At 64.8% G+C, this 16,575-nt stretch carries 15 protein-coding genes; 5 read left to right on the top strand and 10 right to left on the bottom strand.

Annotated features, from left to right (window positions below):
• Positions 1-161: 161 nt before the first annotated feature.
• The 4 genes from GGD61_RS25610 to GGD61_RS25595 all read right to left on the bottom strand — a co-directional run bounded on the left by GGD61_RS25610 (position 162) and on the right by GGD61_RS25595 (position 5,113).
• Positions 162-1,892, bottom strand: a complete 1,731-nt coding sequence (locus GGD61_RS25610) for an FAD-dependent oxidoreductase (RefSeq protein WP_092259810.1) — start codon at positions 1,890-1,892, stop codon at positions 162-164.
• Between the two features lie 56 nt (positions 1,893-1,948).
• Entirely contained in the window at positions 1,949-2,968 is a 1,020-nt protein-coding gene (locus GGD61_RS25605) for a S1C family serine protease (protein WP_092259812.1), read from the bottom strand.
• A 92-nt stretch (positions 2,969-3,060) separates the two neighbouring features.
• Positions 3,061-3,507, bottom strand: coding sequence for a hypothetical protein (locus GGD61_RS25600; RefSeq protein ID WP_092259814.1), 447 nt, complete (start codon positions 3,505-3,507; stop codon positions 3,061-3,063).
• Between the two features lie 7 nt (positions 3,508-3,514).
• Positions 3,515-5,113 (bottom strand): GMC family oxidoreductase, encoded by a 1,599-nt coding sequence (locus GGD61_RS25595; RefSeq protein WP_092259816.1) that lies wholly within the window; start codon positions 5,111-5,113, stop codon positions 3,515-3,517.
• Between the two features lie 200 nt (positions 5,114-5,313).
• Here GGD61_RS25595 and GGD61_RS25590 point away from each other — a divergent pair, with 200 nt between their 5' ends.
• Positions 5,314-6,102, top strand: coding sequence for a thermonuclease family protein (locus GGD61_RS25590; protein ID WP_092259818.1), 789 nt, complete (start codon positions 5,314-5,316; stop codon positions 6,100-6,102).
• Positions 6,103-6,321: 219 nt separating this feature from the next.
• Here GGD61_RS25590 and cyoD read toward each other — a convergent pair whose 3' ends face one another.
• From cyoD to GGD61_RS25570, 4 genes are read right to left on the bottom strand one after another with little or no spacing between them, the layout of a single operon-like run.
• Positions 6,322-6,708, bottom strand: a complete 387-nt coding sequence (cyoD, locus tag GGD61_RS25585; RefSeq protein WP_018322693.1) for a cytochrome o ubiquinol oxidase subunit IV — start codon at positions 6,706-6,708, stop codon at positions 6,322-6,324.
• Positions 6,705-7,346: a cytochrome (ubi)quinol oxidase subunit III gene (locus GGD61_RS25580; protein ID WP_092259820.1), complete on the bottom strand. Its 642-nt coding sequence runs from the start codon at positions 7,344-7,346 to the stop codon at positions 6,705-6,707. Before GGD61_RS25580 ends, cyoD begins: the two co-directional genes overlap by 4 nt.
• On the bottom strand, positions 7,346-9,346 hold the full coding sequence (gene cyoB / locus GGD61_RS25575; RefSeq protein ID WP_092259973.1) for a cytochrome o ubiquinol oxidase subunit I: 2,001 nt from the start codon (positions 9,344-9,346) through the stop codon (positions 7,346-7,348). Before cyoB ends, GGD61_RS25580 begins: the two co-directional genes overlap by 1 nt.
• Entirely contained in the window at positions 9,336-10,169 is an 834-nt protein-coding gene (locus GGD61_RS25570; RefSeq protein WP_092259822.1) for a cytochrome ubiquinol oxidase subunit II, read from the bottom strand. Before GGD61_RS25570 ends, cyoB begins: the two co-directional genes overlap by 11 nt.
• A 249-nt stretch (positions 10,170-10,418) precedes the next feature.
• Between GGD61_RS25570 and GGD61_RS25565 the strand changes: the two genes are divergently transcribed.
• On the top strand, positions 10,419-11,219 hold the full coding sequence (locus GGD61_RS25565) for an SDR family NAD(P)-dependent oxidoreductase (RefSeq protein WP_018322689.1): 801 nt from the start codon (positions 10,419-10,421) through the stop codon (positions 11,217-11,219).
• Positions 11,220-11,416: 197 nt separating this feature from the next.
• Here GGD61_RS25565 and GGD61_RS25560 read toward each other — a convergent pair whose 3' ends face one another.
• Positions 11,417-12,778, bottom strand: coding sequence for a sorbosone dehydrogenase family protein (locus tag GGD61_RS25560; RefSeq protein ID WP_244550720.1), 1,362 nt, complete (start codon positions 12,776-12,778; stop codon positions 11,417-11,419).
• A 178-nt stretch (positions 12,779-12,956) separates the two neighbouring features.
• Between GGD61_RS25560 and GGD61_RS25555 the strand changes: the two genes are divergently transcribed.
• The 3 genes from GGD61_RS25555 (at position 12,957) to GGD61_RS25545 (ending at position 15,518) form a co-directional block, all read left to right on the top strand.
• On the top strand, positions 12,957-14,159 hold the full coding sequence (locus tag GGD61_RS25555; RefSeq protein ID WP_177237266.1) for a urate hydroxylase PuuD: 1,203 nt from the start codon (positions 12,957-12,959) through the stop codon (positions 14,157-14,159).
• Between the two features lie 148 nt (positions 14,160-14,307).
• Positions 14,308-15,165 (top strand): VOC family protein, encoded by an 858-nt coding sequence (locus tag GGD61_RS25550; protein ID WP_092259826.1) that lies wholly within the window; start codon positions 14,308-14,310, stop codon positions 15,163-15,165.
• A gap of 77 nt (positions 15,166-15,242) precedes the next feature.
• Positions 15,243-15,518 carry a hypothetical protein gene (locus GGD61_RS25545; RefSeq protein WP_018322685.1) on the top strand — a complete coding sequence of 92 codons (276 nt, stop codon included), beginning with the start codon at positions 15,243-15,245 and terminating at the stop codon, positions 15,516-15,518.
• Between the two features lie 6 nt (positions 15,519-15,524).
• Here GGD61_RS25545 and GGD61_RS25540 read toward each other — a convergent pair whose 3' ends face one another.
• Entirely contained in the window at positions 15,525-16,559 is a 1,035-nt protein-coding gene (locus GGD61_RS25540; protein ID WP_092259828.1) for a L,D-transpeptidase family protein, read from the bottom strand.
• Positions 16,560-16,575: the final 16 nt, after the last annotated feature.

Here is a 16,575-nt window from a genome sequence, read left to right as displayed (position 1 = left end):
CGCTGAAGCTTCGGCGTGCCAAGCGCTCGTGTGGGCCGCGGCGTAGCCTTGGCGGAGCCGGGACCGGGCGATCCAGTACTCCGAGGCGGTTGTGATTGAACCGATGGGCCGCGGCGTACTGGATGCCCCACTTTCGCGGAGCATGGCAGCGGTGGAAATAGCTAAACCGACGCCGACACGCCTGCAGCGGTCTCACGTGTGACGCTTCCCTCCGCCAGATGCCTTCCTGCGATATATCCAAACACCAGTGCCGGCCCCAGCGTGATGCCCGGTCCCGGATAATTCCCGTTCATGATCGAGCCCATGTCATTGCCGCAGGCATAAAGGCCCGCAATCGGCGTGCCGTCCGCGCGCAGCACCCGGGCTTGCGGATCGACCTTCATGCCGACGGCCGTGCCGAGATCGGCCGGATGGATGCGCATCGCGAAGTACGGCGCGCGGAGGATGGGCGCGACGCAGGGATTAGGCTTGCGGCTGATATCGCCGAGGTGGCGCTGATAGATGGTGCTGCCGCGGCCGAATTCGCCATCGCGCCCCTCCTTCGCGCCTTGGTTGTAGCTCGCGATCGTCGCCGCCAGCACCCGCGGCTTGATGCCGATCTTCGCCGCGAGCCCCGCGATATCAGGCGCCTCGACCAACTCGCCGCTCGCCACATAGCGCCGATAGCTCCGCGTGAACGGCCTGATCCGGCCGAGGCCGTAAGCCCACAGGAACCGGCGATCGCAAATCAAATAGAACCGCCGGTCCGGCTCGCCATTGCTGTCGCGCAGCATGGCCAGCACGAATTCGTGGTAAGATAGCGCCTCGTTGACGAAACGTCGGCCCGCTGTGTTGACGGCGATCACGCCGGGCTTGGCGCGGTCGGCCACAAGGTGCGGGAACACGCCACGGCTGCCGTCGGCGCGGCGGAATAGCGAGGCCGGCACCCAATAGGCCGGGCTGGTCGCATCCGCATTGAGCGCGGCACCAGTCGCTGCCGCCAGCCGAAGTCCGTCGCCGGTGCTGGAAGGGCTGGTCGCCGAGACGAATCCAGCCGCCGCCGGGAAAAAGCGCTTGCGCAATACGGCGTCGTGCGAGAACCCGCCGGTTGCCAGCACCACGCCGCGGCGCGCTGCGATCGGCCGGTCGCGCGAGCCGTGACGGATCACCACGCCACTGACGCGGTCGCCCTGCATCGAGAGGTCTTCGACATCGGCGCTGAAGAGAACTTCAACCTGCCGCGCCAGCACCGAAGCATAGAGCTGCGCGGCAAGTGCGTTGCCGAGATACAGCGACGTGCCGCGCGGGCTCCGCAGCCGCTGCAGCGCATATCGAGAGATCAGCCGCGCCGCACGCAGGGTCGAGCGCAGCGATTTTCCAACACTGCGCAAATGCGGAACGTCGCGAGGATCGACCATCATCCCGCCGAACAGCGTGAACTCCGGCAACGGTGGCCGCAATCGCGCAAAAGCGCCGCCGAGCCGCGTGCCGTCGAAACCGACCGGCTCCAACACGCGGCCGCCGGGCGTCGCGCCGAGCCGCTCCGGATAACAATCCGGACAGGCCTTCACTGGCTGGAGGCGTACCTCCGTGTTGGCTTCGAGATAGGCGATCGCCTCGGGCCCGCGCGCGAGGAAGGCGGCGCGCAGACCGGCATTGGCGGGCTCGGGCACCGTGCTCGACAGATATTGGACGGCATCCGCGACGCTGTCGGAGAGCCCGGCCTCCCTCATTCTGGCATTGGCGGGAATCCAGACCATGCCGCCGGACCAGGCGGTGGTGCCGCCGACGAACGCGGTCTTCTCGATCACCAGCACGCGCAGGCCTTGCGCAGCGGCCACGGCCGCCGCCGTCATGCCGCCGACACCGGCGCCGATAACAATGACGTCGTAGGTCTCGTGTGCCGGCATCATGCGGGTTTCCGAAGGCGAGGCATGACACCGTCATACCCCGCCTCGCCCGTCCCACGCTAGCGCTGCGGCTTGCGCTCGATCGGGTCGATATCGATCGCCCGCAGGCGGCCGAGCCGCAGCACGTCCATGGCGAGCCGCCGGCCGATGCGGTCGCGGTCGAGCACGCGGATCAAATCGTCGACGCCGTTCATCTCAACGCCGTCGAGCCTGATGACGACGTCGCCAGGCAACAGGCCCGCCTTCGCCGCCGGACCATCCGGCTCGATCTGCGCGAGCAATGCGCCCATCTTGTTTTCGATGCCGGCCAGCACCGCATGCCGCCGTGGGATCGGCGCGGTCTGTCCGGCGACGCCGATATAGGCGCGACGGACATAGCCGTGACGGATGATCTCCGACAGCACGAATTGCGCGGTGTTGCTGGCAACCGCGAAGCAGATGCCTTGAGCGCCGTTGATGATGGCGGTGTTGATGCCGATCACCTCGGCATTCGACGACAGCAGCGGGCCGCCGGAATTGCCAGGGTTGAGCGCGGCGTCGGTCTGGATCACGTCCTCGATGGTGCGCCCGCTCACCGAGCGGATCGAGCGGCCGAGCGCCGAGACCACGCCGGCGGTCACGGTCGATTCGAAACCGAGCGGATTGCCGATCGCGATCACGAGTTGGCCGCGGCGCAGCGTCTTGGAATTGCCGAGCGCGGCATAGGGCAAATGGCGCACGCCGTTGGCGCGCAGCAGCGCAAGGTCGGTATCGGGATCGACGCCGAGCACCTGGGCGTCGCCGACATGGCCCTCGACGTCGCGCAGCCGGATCTCCTTCGACGTGCCGACCACGTGGCTGTTGGTGAGGACGAGGCCATCAGGCGAGATCACGATGCCCGAGCCGAGCCCGCCGCGCTCACGGCCGTTCGGCACTTTTGGCCCGGTCTCGACACGCACGACCGCGGGGCCGACCCGGTCGGTCACATCGATCACGGCATTGGAATAGGCGTCCAGCAACGCCCGGTCATCGGCCGGCGCAGATGCTGTCGTTCGCGATGACGCGCCGTCATCGACGATATCTGAGGTGAAATCCAGCATGGCAAGAGTCCTTGAAGGCTCACACAGATGGTGGCCTGTGCCCGGCCGCGCAAGGTGCCCGTCGGGCGCGCAGGGCTGGACTGCCCAGATGGCTAGGGCGCCCGCCGCAGCGTGCCTGCCCTCGCCTTCACCGGATCGAGCAGCGACCAGTCCCCATCCGGAAGCACATGGCCCTTCGGGAATGGCGCCCGCAGCTCGATCCCCAGCGAACCCAGCACGCGGTCGTCGCGGTAGTAGCATTGCAGCACGACACGGACGAGCGTCGCGGCGGCGACGCCGCCGTGCTTGCGAAACTCCTGCGCCACCGCATCGCGTCTGGTGGCATCGAGCTCGGCGAGCGGCGCTCCTGCCAGCCGCGCCAGATCATCCAGCGCGGCCGCGACCAATTTGGTATCGCGGCCAAGCGTTGCGAGCATATCTGCCTGGATCGCGGGATCGTCGGCGCCGGGCACCTTGTACTCGTCGCTGGCGGGAACGATCATCGCGGCGATGCTGCGGAGGTCGTCGCGTTGGGTGCGCGTGAGATTGTCTGCGGACATGGCGGCCTTAATCAAACAAATTGGCGAGGCGCTGCTTCATCTGGTCGGCGATGTAGAGCGCGAGGGCCTGGATGGTGGAGGTCGGGTTCACGCCGCCCGACGTGACGAAGATGCTGCCGTCGACGATGAAGAGGTTCTTCACGTCGTGCGTGCGGCCCCATTCATTGACCACGGAGCGCTCTGGGTCGGTGCCCATCCGCGCGGTACCGAGCAGGTGCCAGCCGCCCCAGGGGATCGGCGAATTGATGCAGATATCGGTGGCGCCCGCGGTCTCCAAAATCTCCCGGCCGCGCGCCAGCGCATGCTCCATCATCTTCCGGCTGTTCTCGCTGATGGTGTAGTCGATCTTCGGCGCGGGAATGCCGTGACTGTCCTTGAGCACGGGATCGAGCGTGACGCGATTATGCTCCTCCGGCAGATCCTCGCAGATCGCGGAAAATCCGAGCCGGTGGCCGTTCAGCTTGCGGAAGACGCGGTGATGATCCTCGCCCCAGGGCAGAATGCCCTTCTGCTCGCTGACGACAGCCTCGAACACCGGTCCGGCCCCGCGCACGAACTGAACGCCATAGCCGCGCACGAAACCGCGCGACAGGTCGGTGTCGTACCACTGCTTGCTCCACAGGCAGGTCGGCGGCGCGCGGTTGCTATCGGTCGGCTCCTTCACATAGCCGTAGATCTGCGCATAGGGATGGAACATCAAATTCTTGCCGACGAGGCCCGACGAATTGGCAAGGCCGTTCGGAAAGCGGTTTGACGCCGAGTTCAGCAATAGCCGCGGCGTGCCGACGCCGTTGCAGGCGATGATGACGACATGCGCGGGCTGGAACTGCTCGACGCCGTCCTTGTCGTAATAGACCACGCCGGAGGCCATGCCACTCTCGTCGGTGGTGATCTCGCGTACCCGGCAATGGGTGCGCAGCTCGACGCCGGCGCGGATCGCCTGTGGCCAATAGGTGATGTCGGTGGAGGATTTGGCGCCTTGCGCGCAGGCCGGCGTGCAATGGCCGAGATTGATGCAGCGCGCCCGGCCCTCATAGTCCATCGTCGCGACCGTCGTATCCGACGGCCACCAGTGCCAGCCGAGCTTGTTCATGGCCTTGCCGATGATGGCGCCGGACAATCCGAGCGGCTGTTGCGGCATCGGCGGATGCGTCAGCGGCGAGAGCGGATCGCCTGACAAGCCCGACGTGCCCATGATCCGATCGTTCTCCTCGAAGAACGGGGTCAGCGCGTCGTAATCGATCGGCCAGTCGTCGGCGACGCCGTCCAGCGTCCTCACCTTGAAATCGGAGGGATGCAGCCGCGGCCAGTGCGCGGTGTACATCACCGTGGAGCCGCCGACCGCGTTGTAGTTCACGACCTTGATCGGCGAATTGTCGTCGTTGATCGGATAGTCCTCGGGCCGGCCGCGCACGTTCGGGCTCGACGACCACTCGCCGTAGAACTTGGCCTCCCAGTCCCGGCCCGTGCTGGGATATTCCGCCGGGTTCATCCAGCCGCCCTGCTCCAGGCAGAGAATGTGCATCTTGGTCTCGGCCAGCGACCACGCCACCGCCGCGCCCGAAGCGCCGGCGCCGATGATCAGGACGTCCACGGGGTCTTTCATCGCAACCTTTTCCTCCCGCCCTCGCCGCTTCCCGGGCGATTCAGCCTGCACGGTCCGCAAGGCCTGCGAACGATAGGGTCAGAGCGGGCGGGGAGTAAAGCCGCGGGGCCGGAATGTCGCACTTCGCAGGGTGCAGACCATTGGTATCGCCACATCCGGATGCTAGGAACAGGCGCACGAGCAATCGATAGCGAGACCGCATGTCCTTCCGAAATGTCTTTGCCGCCGCCCGCGCTTTTGCGCTCGTTTTGTTTTTCGCCTTGTCCGGAGTCCTGGCGTCTTCCGAGCCGGCTTCCGCGCTGACCGCCGCCGCGATAGTCCGCGACGGCAACTCCATCCAGCTTGGCGACGTCACCTACCGGCTCGACGGCGTCGACGCGCCCGAGCTCGACCAGGTCTGCATCGACGACCACGCCGATTCCTGGACCTGCGGCATCGAGGCTCGCGACCAGCTGGCGAAGCTGATCAACAAGCGCTCCGTGCGCTGTGACGATGTCGGGCCGGAGAAGAGCTTTGGCAAGCGGCACCGGGCGATCTGCACGGCCGAGGGCGACAAGGCCAGCCTGAACGAACAGCTGGTCAAGCTCGGCTTTGCCGTCGCGCGGGAGCCGATCAAGGCGAACGTCAAGCCGGCCGTGGCCGAGGCCAAGTCGGCCGCCGCCGGGATCTGGAAGGGGTGTTTTGTTGCGCCGCAAGACTTCCGCGCGGGCAAGAAGGACGGCGCACTGCTGGGTGCCGCCTGCCGTCCGGACCGCGACAAGGAAATTCGCGCCGTGCTGTTCCCGGAGGAGCTGACGATGCCGCCGAGTTGCAGCATCAAGGGAAAGCTCGCGGTGCGCGCACGCGTCACCGGCAACATCGGCATCTATCATCTGCGGGGTTGCCCGAGCTACCCGGCGACCACCAAGCCGGACCGCTGGTTCTGCTCGGAGGACGACGCCCAGGCGGCCGGCTTCCGCAAGGCCTACAATTGCCGCCGGCCGAAGTGAAAAATTCCCTCACGCATCCGTGAGTAGTAGTCCATGACCGTATTGATCCGGAATTGAACCCCTTCGCGAGTTGCTGCACTCATAAAGGTACGCAAGCGCTTGCGCGGGCGTTTCCTTGGCAGCAATCCGGCTCCGGCCTGATTGCCCTGCTTGGGCGTTTCCTCCCTAGACTTGGGCCGCTTGTCACAACAAGCGGCTCTTCTTTTTTGGGCGGTGCTATCACTGCATCCGCATGATCTGGTCCATCGGCGGCATGTTCGCATTCAGATGCGCCATGATCCAGACCGTGCCGCCCACCACCAGGAAGACCACCAGCAGGCCGAAGGCCAGCGCCAGCACGTTGTTGGTGTTGTCGGGACCGGTCGTGATGTGCAGGAAGAACACCAGATGCACCCCCATCTGCGCGATCGCCAGCACGATCAACGCAACCGGGATGGAGGGCTGCCAGACCAGATCGGTGCCGGCGATGAAGAACGACGTCGCCGTGAGCAGCAGAGCCAGGACAAGGCCGACGACGTAGCCGAGAATACGGGTGCCGACACTGTGTTGCTCTTCCTCGCCCGGCGCGAGGTCGTGGTCGCTCCGCGCGTGGCTCTGATCGCTCATGCGGCACTCCCAAGCAAATAGACGACGGAGAATACCCCGACCCAGACGATGTCGAGCGCGTGCCAGAACAGCGCAAAGCACATCATCCGGCGCAGGACGTCGGCGCGGAAGCCCTTGGCAAACACCTGGGCCATCATGGTGAGGAGCCACAGCACGCCGGCCGAGACATGCAGGCCGTGGCAGCCGACGAGCGAGAAGAACGCGGTCAGGAAGGCGCTGCGCGACGGGCCATAGCCGCGCGCGACGAGGTCGGCGAATTCGCGGAACTCGATGACGAGGAAGATCAGCCCGAGCACGCAGGTCACGGTCATCCCGAGATAGAACCAGAACCGGTTGCGCACATCGGCCGCGATGCTGGCCATGCCGCAGGTAAAGCTCGACAACAGCAGGCACACGGTCTCGATCGCGACGTTCCTCTGCTCGAAAATCTCCGAGCCCTTCGGGCCGCCGGCCGTCTGCCCGGACAGCACCGCGTAGGCCGCGAAGAAGCAGGAGAACATCACGATGTCGGAGAGCAGGAAAATCCAGAAGCCGTAGGCGGTCACGATCCGCTTCGAAGCGGGTCCGGGGTGCTCGATGACGAGCCCGATGTGATGGGGATCGGCATGCGCGTGGCCGGCGGTCGCAGTCATCGCCATCAGACCGTCCCCGCCATGCTGACGAGGCTGCGTCGTTCCTCGAGATTGATGCGGTCGATCGCTGCGACCTCCTCCGCGGGAATGACGTATTCGTCATGGTCGCGCCAGGCGAAAACGACGAAGGTCGCGAACGCGCCGAGACCGCCCAAAATCACCATCCACCAGATGTGCCAGATCAGTGCAAAGCCCATGACGGTGGCGAAGAACGCGCAGACGAAGCCGGTCGGGGAATTCCGGGGCATCTCGATGTCCTGATATTCCGGCCTGTCGCGTTCGAGCGATTGCTGCTGGGCATGGATTTTCATGTCCCAATAGGCGTCCTCGCCGCGCACATCGGGATTGAAGGCGAAGTTGAACACCGGCGGCGGCGACGAGGTCGCCCATTCCAGCGAGCGGCCGTCCCAGGGATCGCCGGTACGGTCGCGCAGCGCCTCGCGGTTGCGGATGCTGACCACGAGCTGCATGATCTGGCAGATCACCCCGATCGTGAGCACGGCCATGCCAATTGCTGCAACGATCATCCAGGGCCGCCACGCCGCGACGTCATAATGCTGCATGCGCCGGGTCATGCCGAGCATGCCGGCGATGTAGAGCGGGATGAAGGTGATGAAGAAGCCGAGAAAGGTGAACCAGAACGCCAGCTTGCCCCAGCGCTCGTCGAGGCGGAAACCAAACGCCTTGGGAAACCAATATTCGAAGCCGGCGAAGGCGCCGAACAACACGCCGCCGATGATGACGTTGTGGAAGTGCGCCACCAGGAACATGCTGTTGTGAAGCATGAAGTCTGCGGGCGGCACCGCGAGCAGGACGCCGGTCAATCCACCGATGATGAATGTCACCATGAAGCCGACCGCCCACAGCATCGGCGTCGCGAAGCGGATGCGGCCGCCATACATCGTGAACAGCCAATTGTAGATCTTCACACCGGTCGGCACCGCGATGATCATGCTGGCGATGCCGAAGATGGCGTTGACGTCCGGCCCTGCCCCCATCGTGAAGAAATGATGCAGCCAGACCATGAAGGAGATGACGCAGATCGCCATGGTCGCAAGCACCATCGAGCGATAACCGAACAGCGCCTTGCCGGAGAAGGTCGAGACCACCTCGGAGAAGATGCCGAACGCCGGCAGCACCAGGATGTAGACCTCCGGATGTCCCCAGGCCCAGATCAGGTTCATGAACATCATGACGTTGCCGCCGGCCTCGTTGGTGAAGAAGTGGAAGCCGAGGTAGCGGTCGAGCAGCAGCATCGCGAGCGTGGCGGTGAGGATCGGGAAGGCCGCGACGATGAGGAGGTTCGAGGCCAGCGTGGTCCAGCAGAACATCGGCATGCGCAAATAATTCATGCCCCTGGTGCGCAGCTTCAGCACCGTGGTGACAAGGTTGATGCCGGCGACCAGCGTGCCGACGCCGGATATCTGCAGCGACCAGGCGTAATAGTCGACGCCGACGCCCGGCGAATAGGACAGCTCCGACAGCGGCGGAAAGGCGAGCCAGCCGGTGCGCGCGAACTCGCCGATCACGAGCGAGAGATTGACCAGCAGCGCACCGGTCGCGGTCAGCCAGAACCCGACCGAGTTGAGCGTCGGGAAAGCGACGTCGCGCACGCCGAGCTGCAGCGGCACGATCAGGTTCATCAGCCCGATCACGAACGGCATCGCCACGAAGAAGATCATGATGGTGCCGTGCGCCGAGAAGATCTGGTTGTAGTGCTCCGGCGGCAGGTAGCCCTGCGACTGGTAGGCGACGGCCTGCTGGATCCGCATCATGATGGCGTCGCTGCCACCGCGCAGCAGCATCACCGAGGCCAGCAGAATATACATGACGCCGATGCGCTTGTGATCGACGCTGGTGATCCATTCGCTCCAGAGATAGGGCAGATGCCCCTTCACCACGACCCAGGTCAGCACGCCGAGGATCGCGACCAGCACCACTGCGCCCGCGACCAGCGGGATGGGCTGATCGAACGGAATGGCCGACCAATCGAGCTTACCGAGCATCGTGGCCTCCACTGTGCGGACGGCCTGCATCGGAGAGCAGTTCCGGCCCCGGTCCCGGCGGGATGTGCTGGGTCGCGATCAGGTCGAACAGGCGGGGATCTTCCAGGCGATAGATCGGCCTGCCCTTCTCGACGCCCTGCTGCATCAGCTTCTTGTAGCTGTCCTCATTCAGCACGGCATCGGTCTTCGCCGTGGTCGCCACCCATTCAGGAAAGGCGAGCGGCGAGACCACGTTGACGTCGAACATCATGTCGGGAAAGCCGTCGCCGGAGAAATGCGCGGACAACCCCTGCAGCTTGCCTTCGTTGTCGGCGCGCAGGTTCAGCTTCGTCACCATGCCGTTCATGGTGTAGATCATGCTGCCGAGCTGCGGGATGAAGAACGTGTTCATCACGCCCGACGACGTCAGCTGAAAGTTCAGCTCGGCGCCGGCCGGCACGGTCAGCGTGTTGACGGTGGCGATGCGCTGGTCCGGATAGATGAACAGCCATTTCCAGTCGAGCGAAACCGCTTGGATCCGCACGGGGCTTCCGGTCCCCCGCACCGGTGCTGCGGGATCGAGTTGATGCGAGCCGATCCAGGCGACGCCGCCGAGCAGGATGACGGTGAGCGCAGGGATCGCCCACACCACCATCTCGACGCGGCCGGAATAGACGAAGTCGGGCTGGTAGCGCGCTTTTGGGTTCGAGGCGCGAAACCAGAACGCAAAGCCGAGAATCGCGAAAATGGTCGGCACCACGATCACGAGCATGATGAAGACGGAATCGACCAGAATGGTGCTGTTGGCCGCAGCCACGGGCCCTTGTGGGTCGAGCAGATTCATCGGCAAGCCACTGGCGGTTGGGAAGCCCCGGGACAGAGCCTAGCGCGGGAAAGGCTCCGCAACAAACGCGGCGGCCTCAGAACGGTTCCTGAACCGCAAGGGCCAGCCATGCGCGTTGGGCCGGCGCAACATGCAATTCCATGCGATGTCAATGACATGAACGCAAAAGCCGCGCCCTTCTCCCCGGTCGGGCCGATTGCTAATCTGCACGAAAATAATGAGAAATACGGGATCAGGGAGTGAACCGAGATGCGCTTGAAGGACAAGGTCGCCATCGTCGTCGGAGCCGGGCAAAGCCCCGGCGAAGGCATGGGCAATGGCCGCGCCACCGCGCTGACCTTCGCGCGCGAGGGCGCAAAGGTCTTGTGCGTCGATCATCATCTGGAATCGGCGCAGGAAACGGTGGCGATGATCACCGCGAAACATGGCACCGCCGCGGCCTTCAAGGCCGACGTCACGAAGTCGGCCGACATCAAGGCGATGGTCAAGGACGCGCAGTCGCGCTGGGGCCGGATCGACGTGCTGCACAACAATGTCGGCGTCAGCCTGTCCGGCGGCGATGCCGAGCTGCTGCAACTGACCGAGGAAGCGTTCGACCGCGTCGTCGCCATCAATCTGAAAAGCTGCATCCTGGCGGCAAAAGAAGTGATCCCGATCATGCGCGCGCAAGGAAGCGGCGCCATCATCAACATCTCCTCGATGGCGGCGATCACGAACTATCCTTATGTCGCCTACAAGGCGACGAAGTCGGCGATGATCGCCTTCACCGAACAGCTCGCCTACCAGAACGCCGAATACGGCATCCGCGCCAACGTCATCCTGCCCGGCCTGATGAACACGCCGATGGCCGTCGACACCCGCGCCCGCGAATGGCACAAGACCCGCGCCGAGGTCGAGGCCGAACGCGACAGCAAGGTGCCGCTGCGCAAGAAAATGGGCACCGGATGGGACGTCGCGAACGCTGCCCTGTTTTTGGCGTCGGATGAGGCAAACTTCATTACGGGCGTGACGCTGCCGGTGGATGGTGGAGCCAGCGTGAGACGGGGGTAGGTCTTCTCCCTCTCCGTTCTTACGGGGCCGCGACCAGCTTCGCTCGCGCTGAGAGCGCCGGGGTGAGGGGCCACCTCCGCAAACTCAATAGAAGGACTCGCGGAGACTCCCCCTCACCCGCCGCGCTCTGGCGCGCAATTGCGCTGCCGAGCGCGTCGGCCTCCCCCCGCACGCGGGGAGAGGCTTAGAGAGCTCGCTCAGCGCGAATACGTCACCCGCCAGATCGTGCCGTTGCCATCCTCCGAGATCAGCAGCGATCCATCCTTCGCCACCGCGACTCCCACCGGCCGCCCCCACACTTCCGTGTCGCTGACGACAAAACCCGTGACGAAATCCTCGTACTCACCCGTCGGCTTGCCGTCCTTCATCCGGATGCGGATCACCTTGTAGCCGGTGCGCTTCGACCGGTTCCAGGAGCCGTGCTCCGCGGCGAACGCGTCGCTCTGATACTCGGGCGGAAACTGCGTGCCCTGATAGAAAATCATGCCGAGCGAGGCCGAGTGCGGCTGCACCAGCACATCGGGGACCGTCACCTTGTCCTTGATATCCGGCCGCGCACCGGCGTGGCGTGGGTCTTCGTTGGCGCCGATATAGAACCAGGGCCAGCCGTAGAACGCGCCTTCCTTCACGCTGGTCACGTAGTCGGGCACGAGATCGTCGCCGAGGCCATCGCGCTCGTTGGTCGAGCACCAGGGCAGACCGGTCTGCGGCTGGATCGCAAGGCCGACGCAATTGCGGATGCCGGTGGCGTAGATCTTCCGCTCCTTGCCATCGGGATTGAAAGCCAGCACCGCCGCGCGTTCGGTCTCGCTGGCCCAGGCTGCGCCGAGCGGTTGCGTTTTCGCCCACGCCTCCATCCCGCCCGGGGGCGTGCCCATGCCTTCCGCAACGTTGCTGAGCGAACCGACGGAGACCAGCATGCGCTTGTTGTCGGGCGTGAAGACGATGTCGCGGGTGGAATGACCGCCGTCATGCGGCAGGCTCGGCACGATCGTCTCGGCCTTGCCGCGCGCCTTGAGATCGCCGGCCTGATAGGGAAAGCGGACGACGCTATCGGTGTTGGCGACATAGACCCATTGCGGATTGTCCCCGTTCGGGAAGAAGGCGATGCCGAACGGCTGCCTCAGGCCGCTAGCAAACACCTCGTTGGTCGCGAGCTTGTTGCCCTCCCCGGCCCGCAACACACGGATGGTGCCGGCCCGCGTCTCCGCGACGAAGACGTCGCCATTCGGCGCAACCCTGATGATGCGTGGCGCGCGCAGTCCTTCGGCGAACAGCTCGATCTTGAAGCCCGCCGGCACCCGAAGCGCAGCCTCGGCCGGGCGCGGCACCACGCGCGACGAGCTCGCAACCGACCGCGTGGCGCCGGGCCTGACCAGATCCCGCGGCCGGATCAGCCTGACCGTGCCGGGCTTGTCGGCCCGCCAATCGCCATAAGCGTCCTTGCCCTGCAACACCGGCTCGGCCTGCGCACCGGTAGCAATCAGTAGCCCCGCGAATATCGCGACGGACAAAATTCTGCTCTTCAAATTGTCCTCCCGGCCTGCAATCTCGACCATCGATACCACCGCGGCAGGTCGAAGCTCTGCCGCATCCCACGTCAGCTGATGCCCGCACGATGTGCATCAGCTGCGCCCATCGTACTGGAAAACACCGCGGATAGGTGCGACACATTGTATGGGCGGGGGTTGCGGTCATCAAAGCTGCGGCATCGCTGTCGCAATCGACGGGATGATCATGTGGGGATCCATCATATCGGAATGGGCGAGCCTGCTGCTGCGCTGGCTTCACGTGGTGGCGGCGATCGCCTGGATCGGCAGTTCCTTCTATTTCATCGCCCTCGACCTCAGCCTCAGGCCCAAGGGCAACCGAACGAGTGACCTGCCCGACGGCGTCCAGGGCGAAGCCTGGCAGGTCCATGGCGGCGGCTTCTACCGGATCATGAAATATCTGGTGGCTCCAAAGCAAATGCCGGACGAGCTGACCTGGTTCAAATGGGAGGCCTACACCACCTGGCTGTCCGGCTTCGCGCTGATGGTGGTGGTGTATTATCTCGAGGCCGATCTGTTCCTGGTCGACAAGTCGATCCTCGATCTCACGCCGTTCCAGGCCGGCCTGTTCAGCCTCGCGAGCCTGGCTCTGGCGTGGCTGCTCTATGAAGCCGCCTGCCGCACCGGGCTCGCCCAGCGCGAGCTGCCCTTCGCCATCGGCGGCTATCTGTTCCTGGTCGCGCTGACCTATGCCTTCACCCATGTGCTGAGCGGCCGTGGCGCCTTCAACCAGATCGGCGCCATCATCGGCACCATCATGGTGGCCAATGTCTTTGCGCTGATCATCCCCAACCAGAAGAAGATCGTGGCCAGCCTGATCGCGGGACAGGCGCCGGATCCGAAGCTCGGCAAGGCCAGCAAGGAGCGCTCGGTCCACAACAACTATCTGACGCTGCCCGTGGTCGTGCTGATGATCAGCAACCACTATCCCCTGCTCTATGCCACGCGCTTCAACTGGATCATCGTCGCCATCATCCTGGCGCTGGGGCCGGTGATCCGCCACTTCTTCAACGAGCGCCACGCGGGACGGAAATCGCCATGGTGGGTGTGGGGCGTCGCGGCAATCGGCGTGATTGCGATCCTCTTCCTCTCCGCCGCCGGACCGCGCGAGGTCAAGTCCGGCGCACTGCCGACACAGCCGACCCTTGCCGCTGTCGAGGAGATCGTGACGTCCCGTTGCAGCATGTGCCACGCCGCCGAGCCGGTCTGGGCCGGCATCGTGACCGCACCGAAGGGCATCCTGCTCGATGCGCCCGAGCACATCCATCGCAACATCCGCCTGATCGGCCGTGTCGCGGCCTGGTCGAGCGCGATGCCGCCCGGCAACATCACCGAAATGACCGGCGAGGAGCGCGCGATCCTCGCCGCCTATCTTGAGCAGGCCCGCTGATGCTGCCCGCGCGGCGACAGATCATTTCGCGGAATGAAATTCCGCATCTCCTCCTGAATTGAAAATGACTTGACCGCCTATCCGGCGTAGACAGGACCAGCGGCCGCCGACGCGGCCCAAAGTCATTTGCATGCACGGGGAAAGAACAGTGGCCCTCAAGAACGTCATCGGTATCGACCACGCTGTGGTCATGGTTCAGGACCTCGACAAGGCTGCCGAGAATTATCGGCAGCTTGGCTTCACCGTGTCGCCGCGCGGCACCCACAGCGCGCATATGGGCACCGGCAATTACACCATCATGTTCGACCCCGATTATATGGAGCTGCTCGGCGTGCTCGTCGCGACCGAGCACAACGCACCGGCGCGCGCCTTCCTCGACAAGCGCGGCGAAGGCATCGAGCGCATCGCCTTCACCGCGGTCGATTCCGCCGCCGGCGCGGAAGAGATCCGCGCGCGCGGCCTGGCGCCGATCGGCCCGACCGATTTCGAACGGCCGGTGACGCTGCCTGATGGCACCGTCTCGGCGGCCAAATTCCGCACCTTCATGTGGCCGACCGCGGAAGCGCCCGGCGGGGTGCGCATCTTCGCCTGCCAGCACAAGACGCGCGAGACCGTGTGGATTCCCGAATTGATGAGGCACGCCAATGCGGCAAAGCGGATCAGGCAGACGCTGATCGCAACCCCGGAGCCGGCAAAGGACGCCGCGCATCTCGGCCGGCTGATCGACCGCGAACCGGCCGCCGAGGCCGACGGCGCAGTCACGGTGCCCTCCGGCGGCGATCGTGCCGACTTCATCTATCTGACGCTGGACCAGCTCGCCAAACGCTATCCGGGCGTGCCGCTCGCGGGCCTCTCCGAGCGCGGCGGCGCGGCGCTGGTGCTCGTCAGCGGAGATCTGGCTTCGACCGAAAAAGCGCTGGGTTCAGCAGCGATGCGCAGCGGGCCGGCGATCTGTGTGCCGCCGGCCAAGGCGAACGGCACCCTGCTCGCCTTCATTGCCGGCTGATTTGAACTAATTCTTCAACGCGTGTTTACCCGGCGGCTCTAGGATTCCCTGCAATCCAAGCCACCGGGGCCAAACGCATGTTCAAAGAGGGATCGCCGATCGCCTATGACGCGCCGGCCGAACTGAAGAAGTGGCCGTCGCTGAAGGGCGAGAGGCAGAAGGACCGAGGTCCGCCTTATCTCGTCTACAACGGCACGCTCGCCGACTGCGTCCGCGAGCTCATGGGCAAGCCGATCAAGGGCATCTCGCTCTACGACATCATGACGAAGCCGCAAGCGGCCTTCGATCAGACCGTGCTGTCGCCGGGCGATGCCGCCGAGATGGCGATGCGCAAGGATTTCCCCAAGGACTAGCAAGGACTAATTCGCGGCGCGCTTGCCGGCCGTCTTGCCCTTCTGCTTCGACGACGATTCCGTCGGCGCATCGAGGAAGACGACGGGCGTACCGCGCTTGGTGTTTTCGCCGAGCACACGGGCGTCCCAATTCGTGAGCCTGATGCAGCCGTGTGACGCCGACTTGCTGACCCTGTCGGGCTCCGCCGTCCCGTGAATGCCATAACCCTGCGCCGACAGCCCGATCCAGTACGATCCCACCGGATTGTTGGGACCCGGCTTGATGTCGAAGGGTCTTTTGGATTTCACACTCTTGAACTTGTACTCCGGATTGTAGTGATAGGTCGGCTGCTCGTTGGTGCCGGTGACCTTCAGCGTCCCCGTCGGCGTCGGGCGATCCGGACTGCCGATTGATGCCGGGTAGAACGCGACCAGACGACCAGAGCCCTCGTAAGCCTTCAGCGTCGCGCGCGTCTTGTCGATCTCGATCCGAGCGATGCGCGGCAGCTCCCGCCGCGCCGGCACGTTGGCCACGGCAATCGCCTCGCCAGCCTTGTCGAATGACTTGCCCGGATTGAGCGCCTTCAACAGCTCTCCGCTCATGTGGAATTTTTCCGCGAGCCCTTCGAGCGGGCTGGTGTAGCTCAGCGCCTCCAGCGACTTCATGTCATCGAGCTTGGCCGGTAGCTTCTTGAGGAACGGCCCCTTCACGTCCGCGTCGGTGATCTTATAGTCGACAACGACAGGCCCCTCACTCGCTGCGGTCAGCTTGTCCCAGAGTTCAGGGGCAACGACCTTGTCGAAGGCCATTCCGTTCTGCTCAGCGAACGCCTTCATCGCCTTCTGCGCGTTCTCGCCGAACTTGCCGTCGATCTGGCCAGGAGAGAATTGCGCACGATCGAGCAGAATCTGCAGCTTCGTCACCGGCGCGTCGACCTTGTCCGCGGCCGGCTGCTTTTCCGGCCGCGCAGCCTCGTTCACCGCTTTCGCATCGAGATGTCCCGCGAGCACCGGGCAGACGAACCACATCGACATCACCGCGCCAAGCAGCCACCGCCTCATGATCGCTCGTCCCATT

The organism is Bradyrhizobium sp. SBR1B, assembly GCF_014198205.1.
Lineage (GTDB): Bacteria > Pseudomonadota > Alphaproteobacteria > Rhizobiales > Xanthobacteraceae > Bradyrhizobium.
The sequence above is the reverse complement of the archived record's forward strand: the minus strand, read 5'-3'. Positions and strand labels throughout refer to the sequence as shown.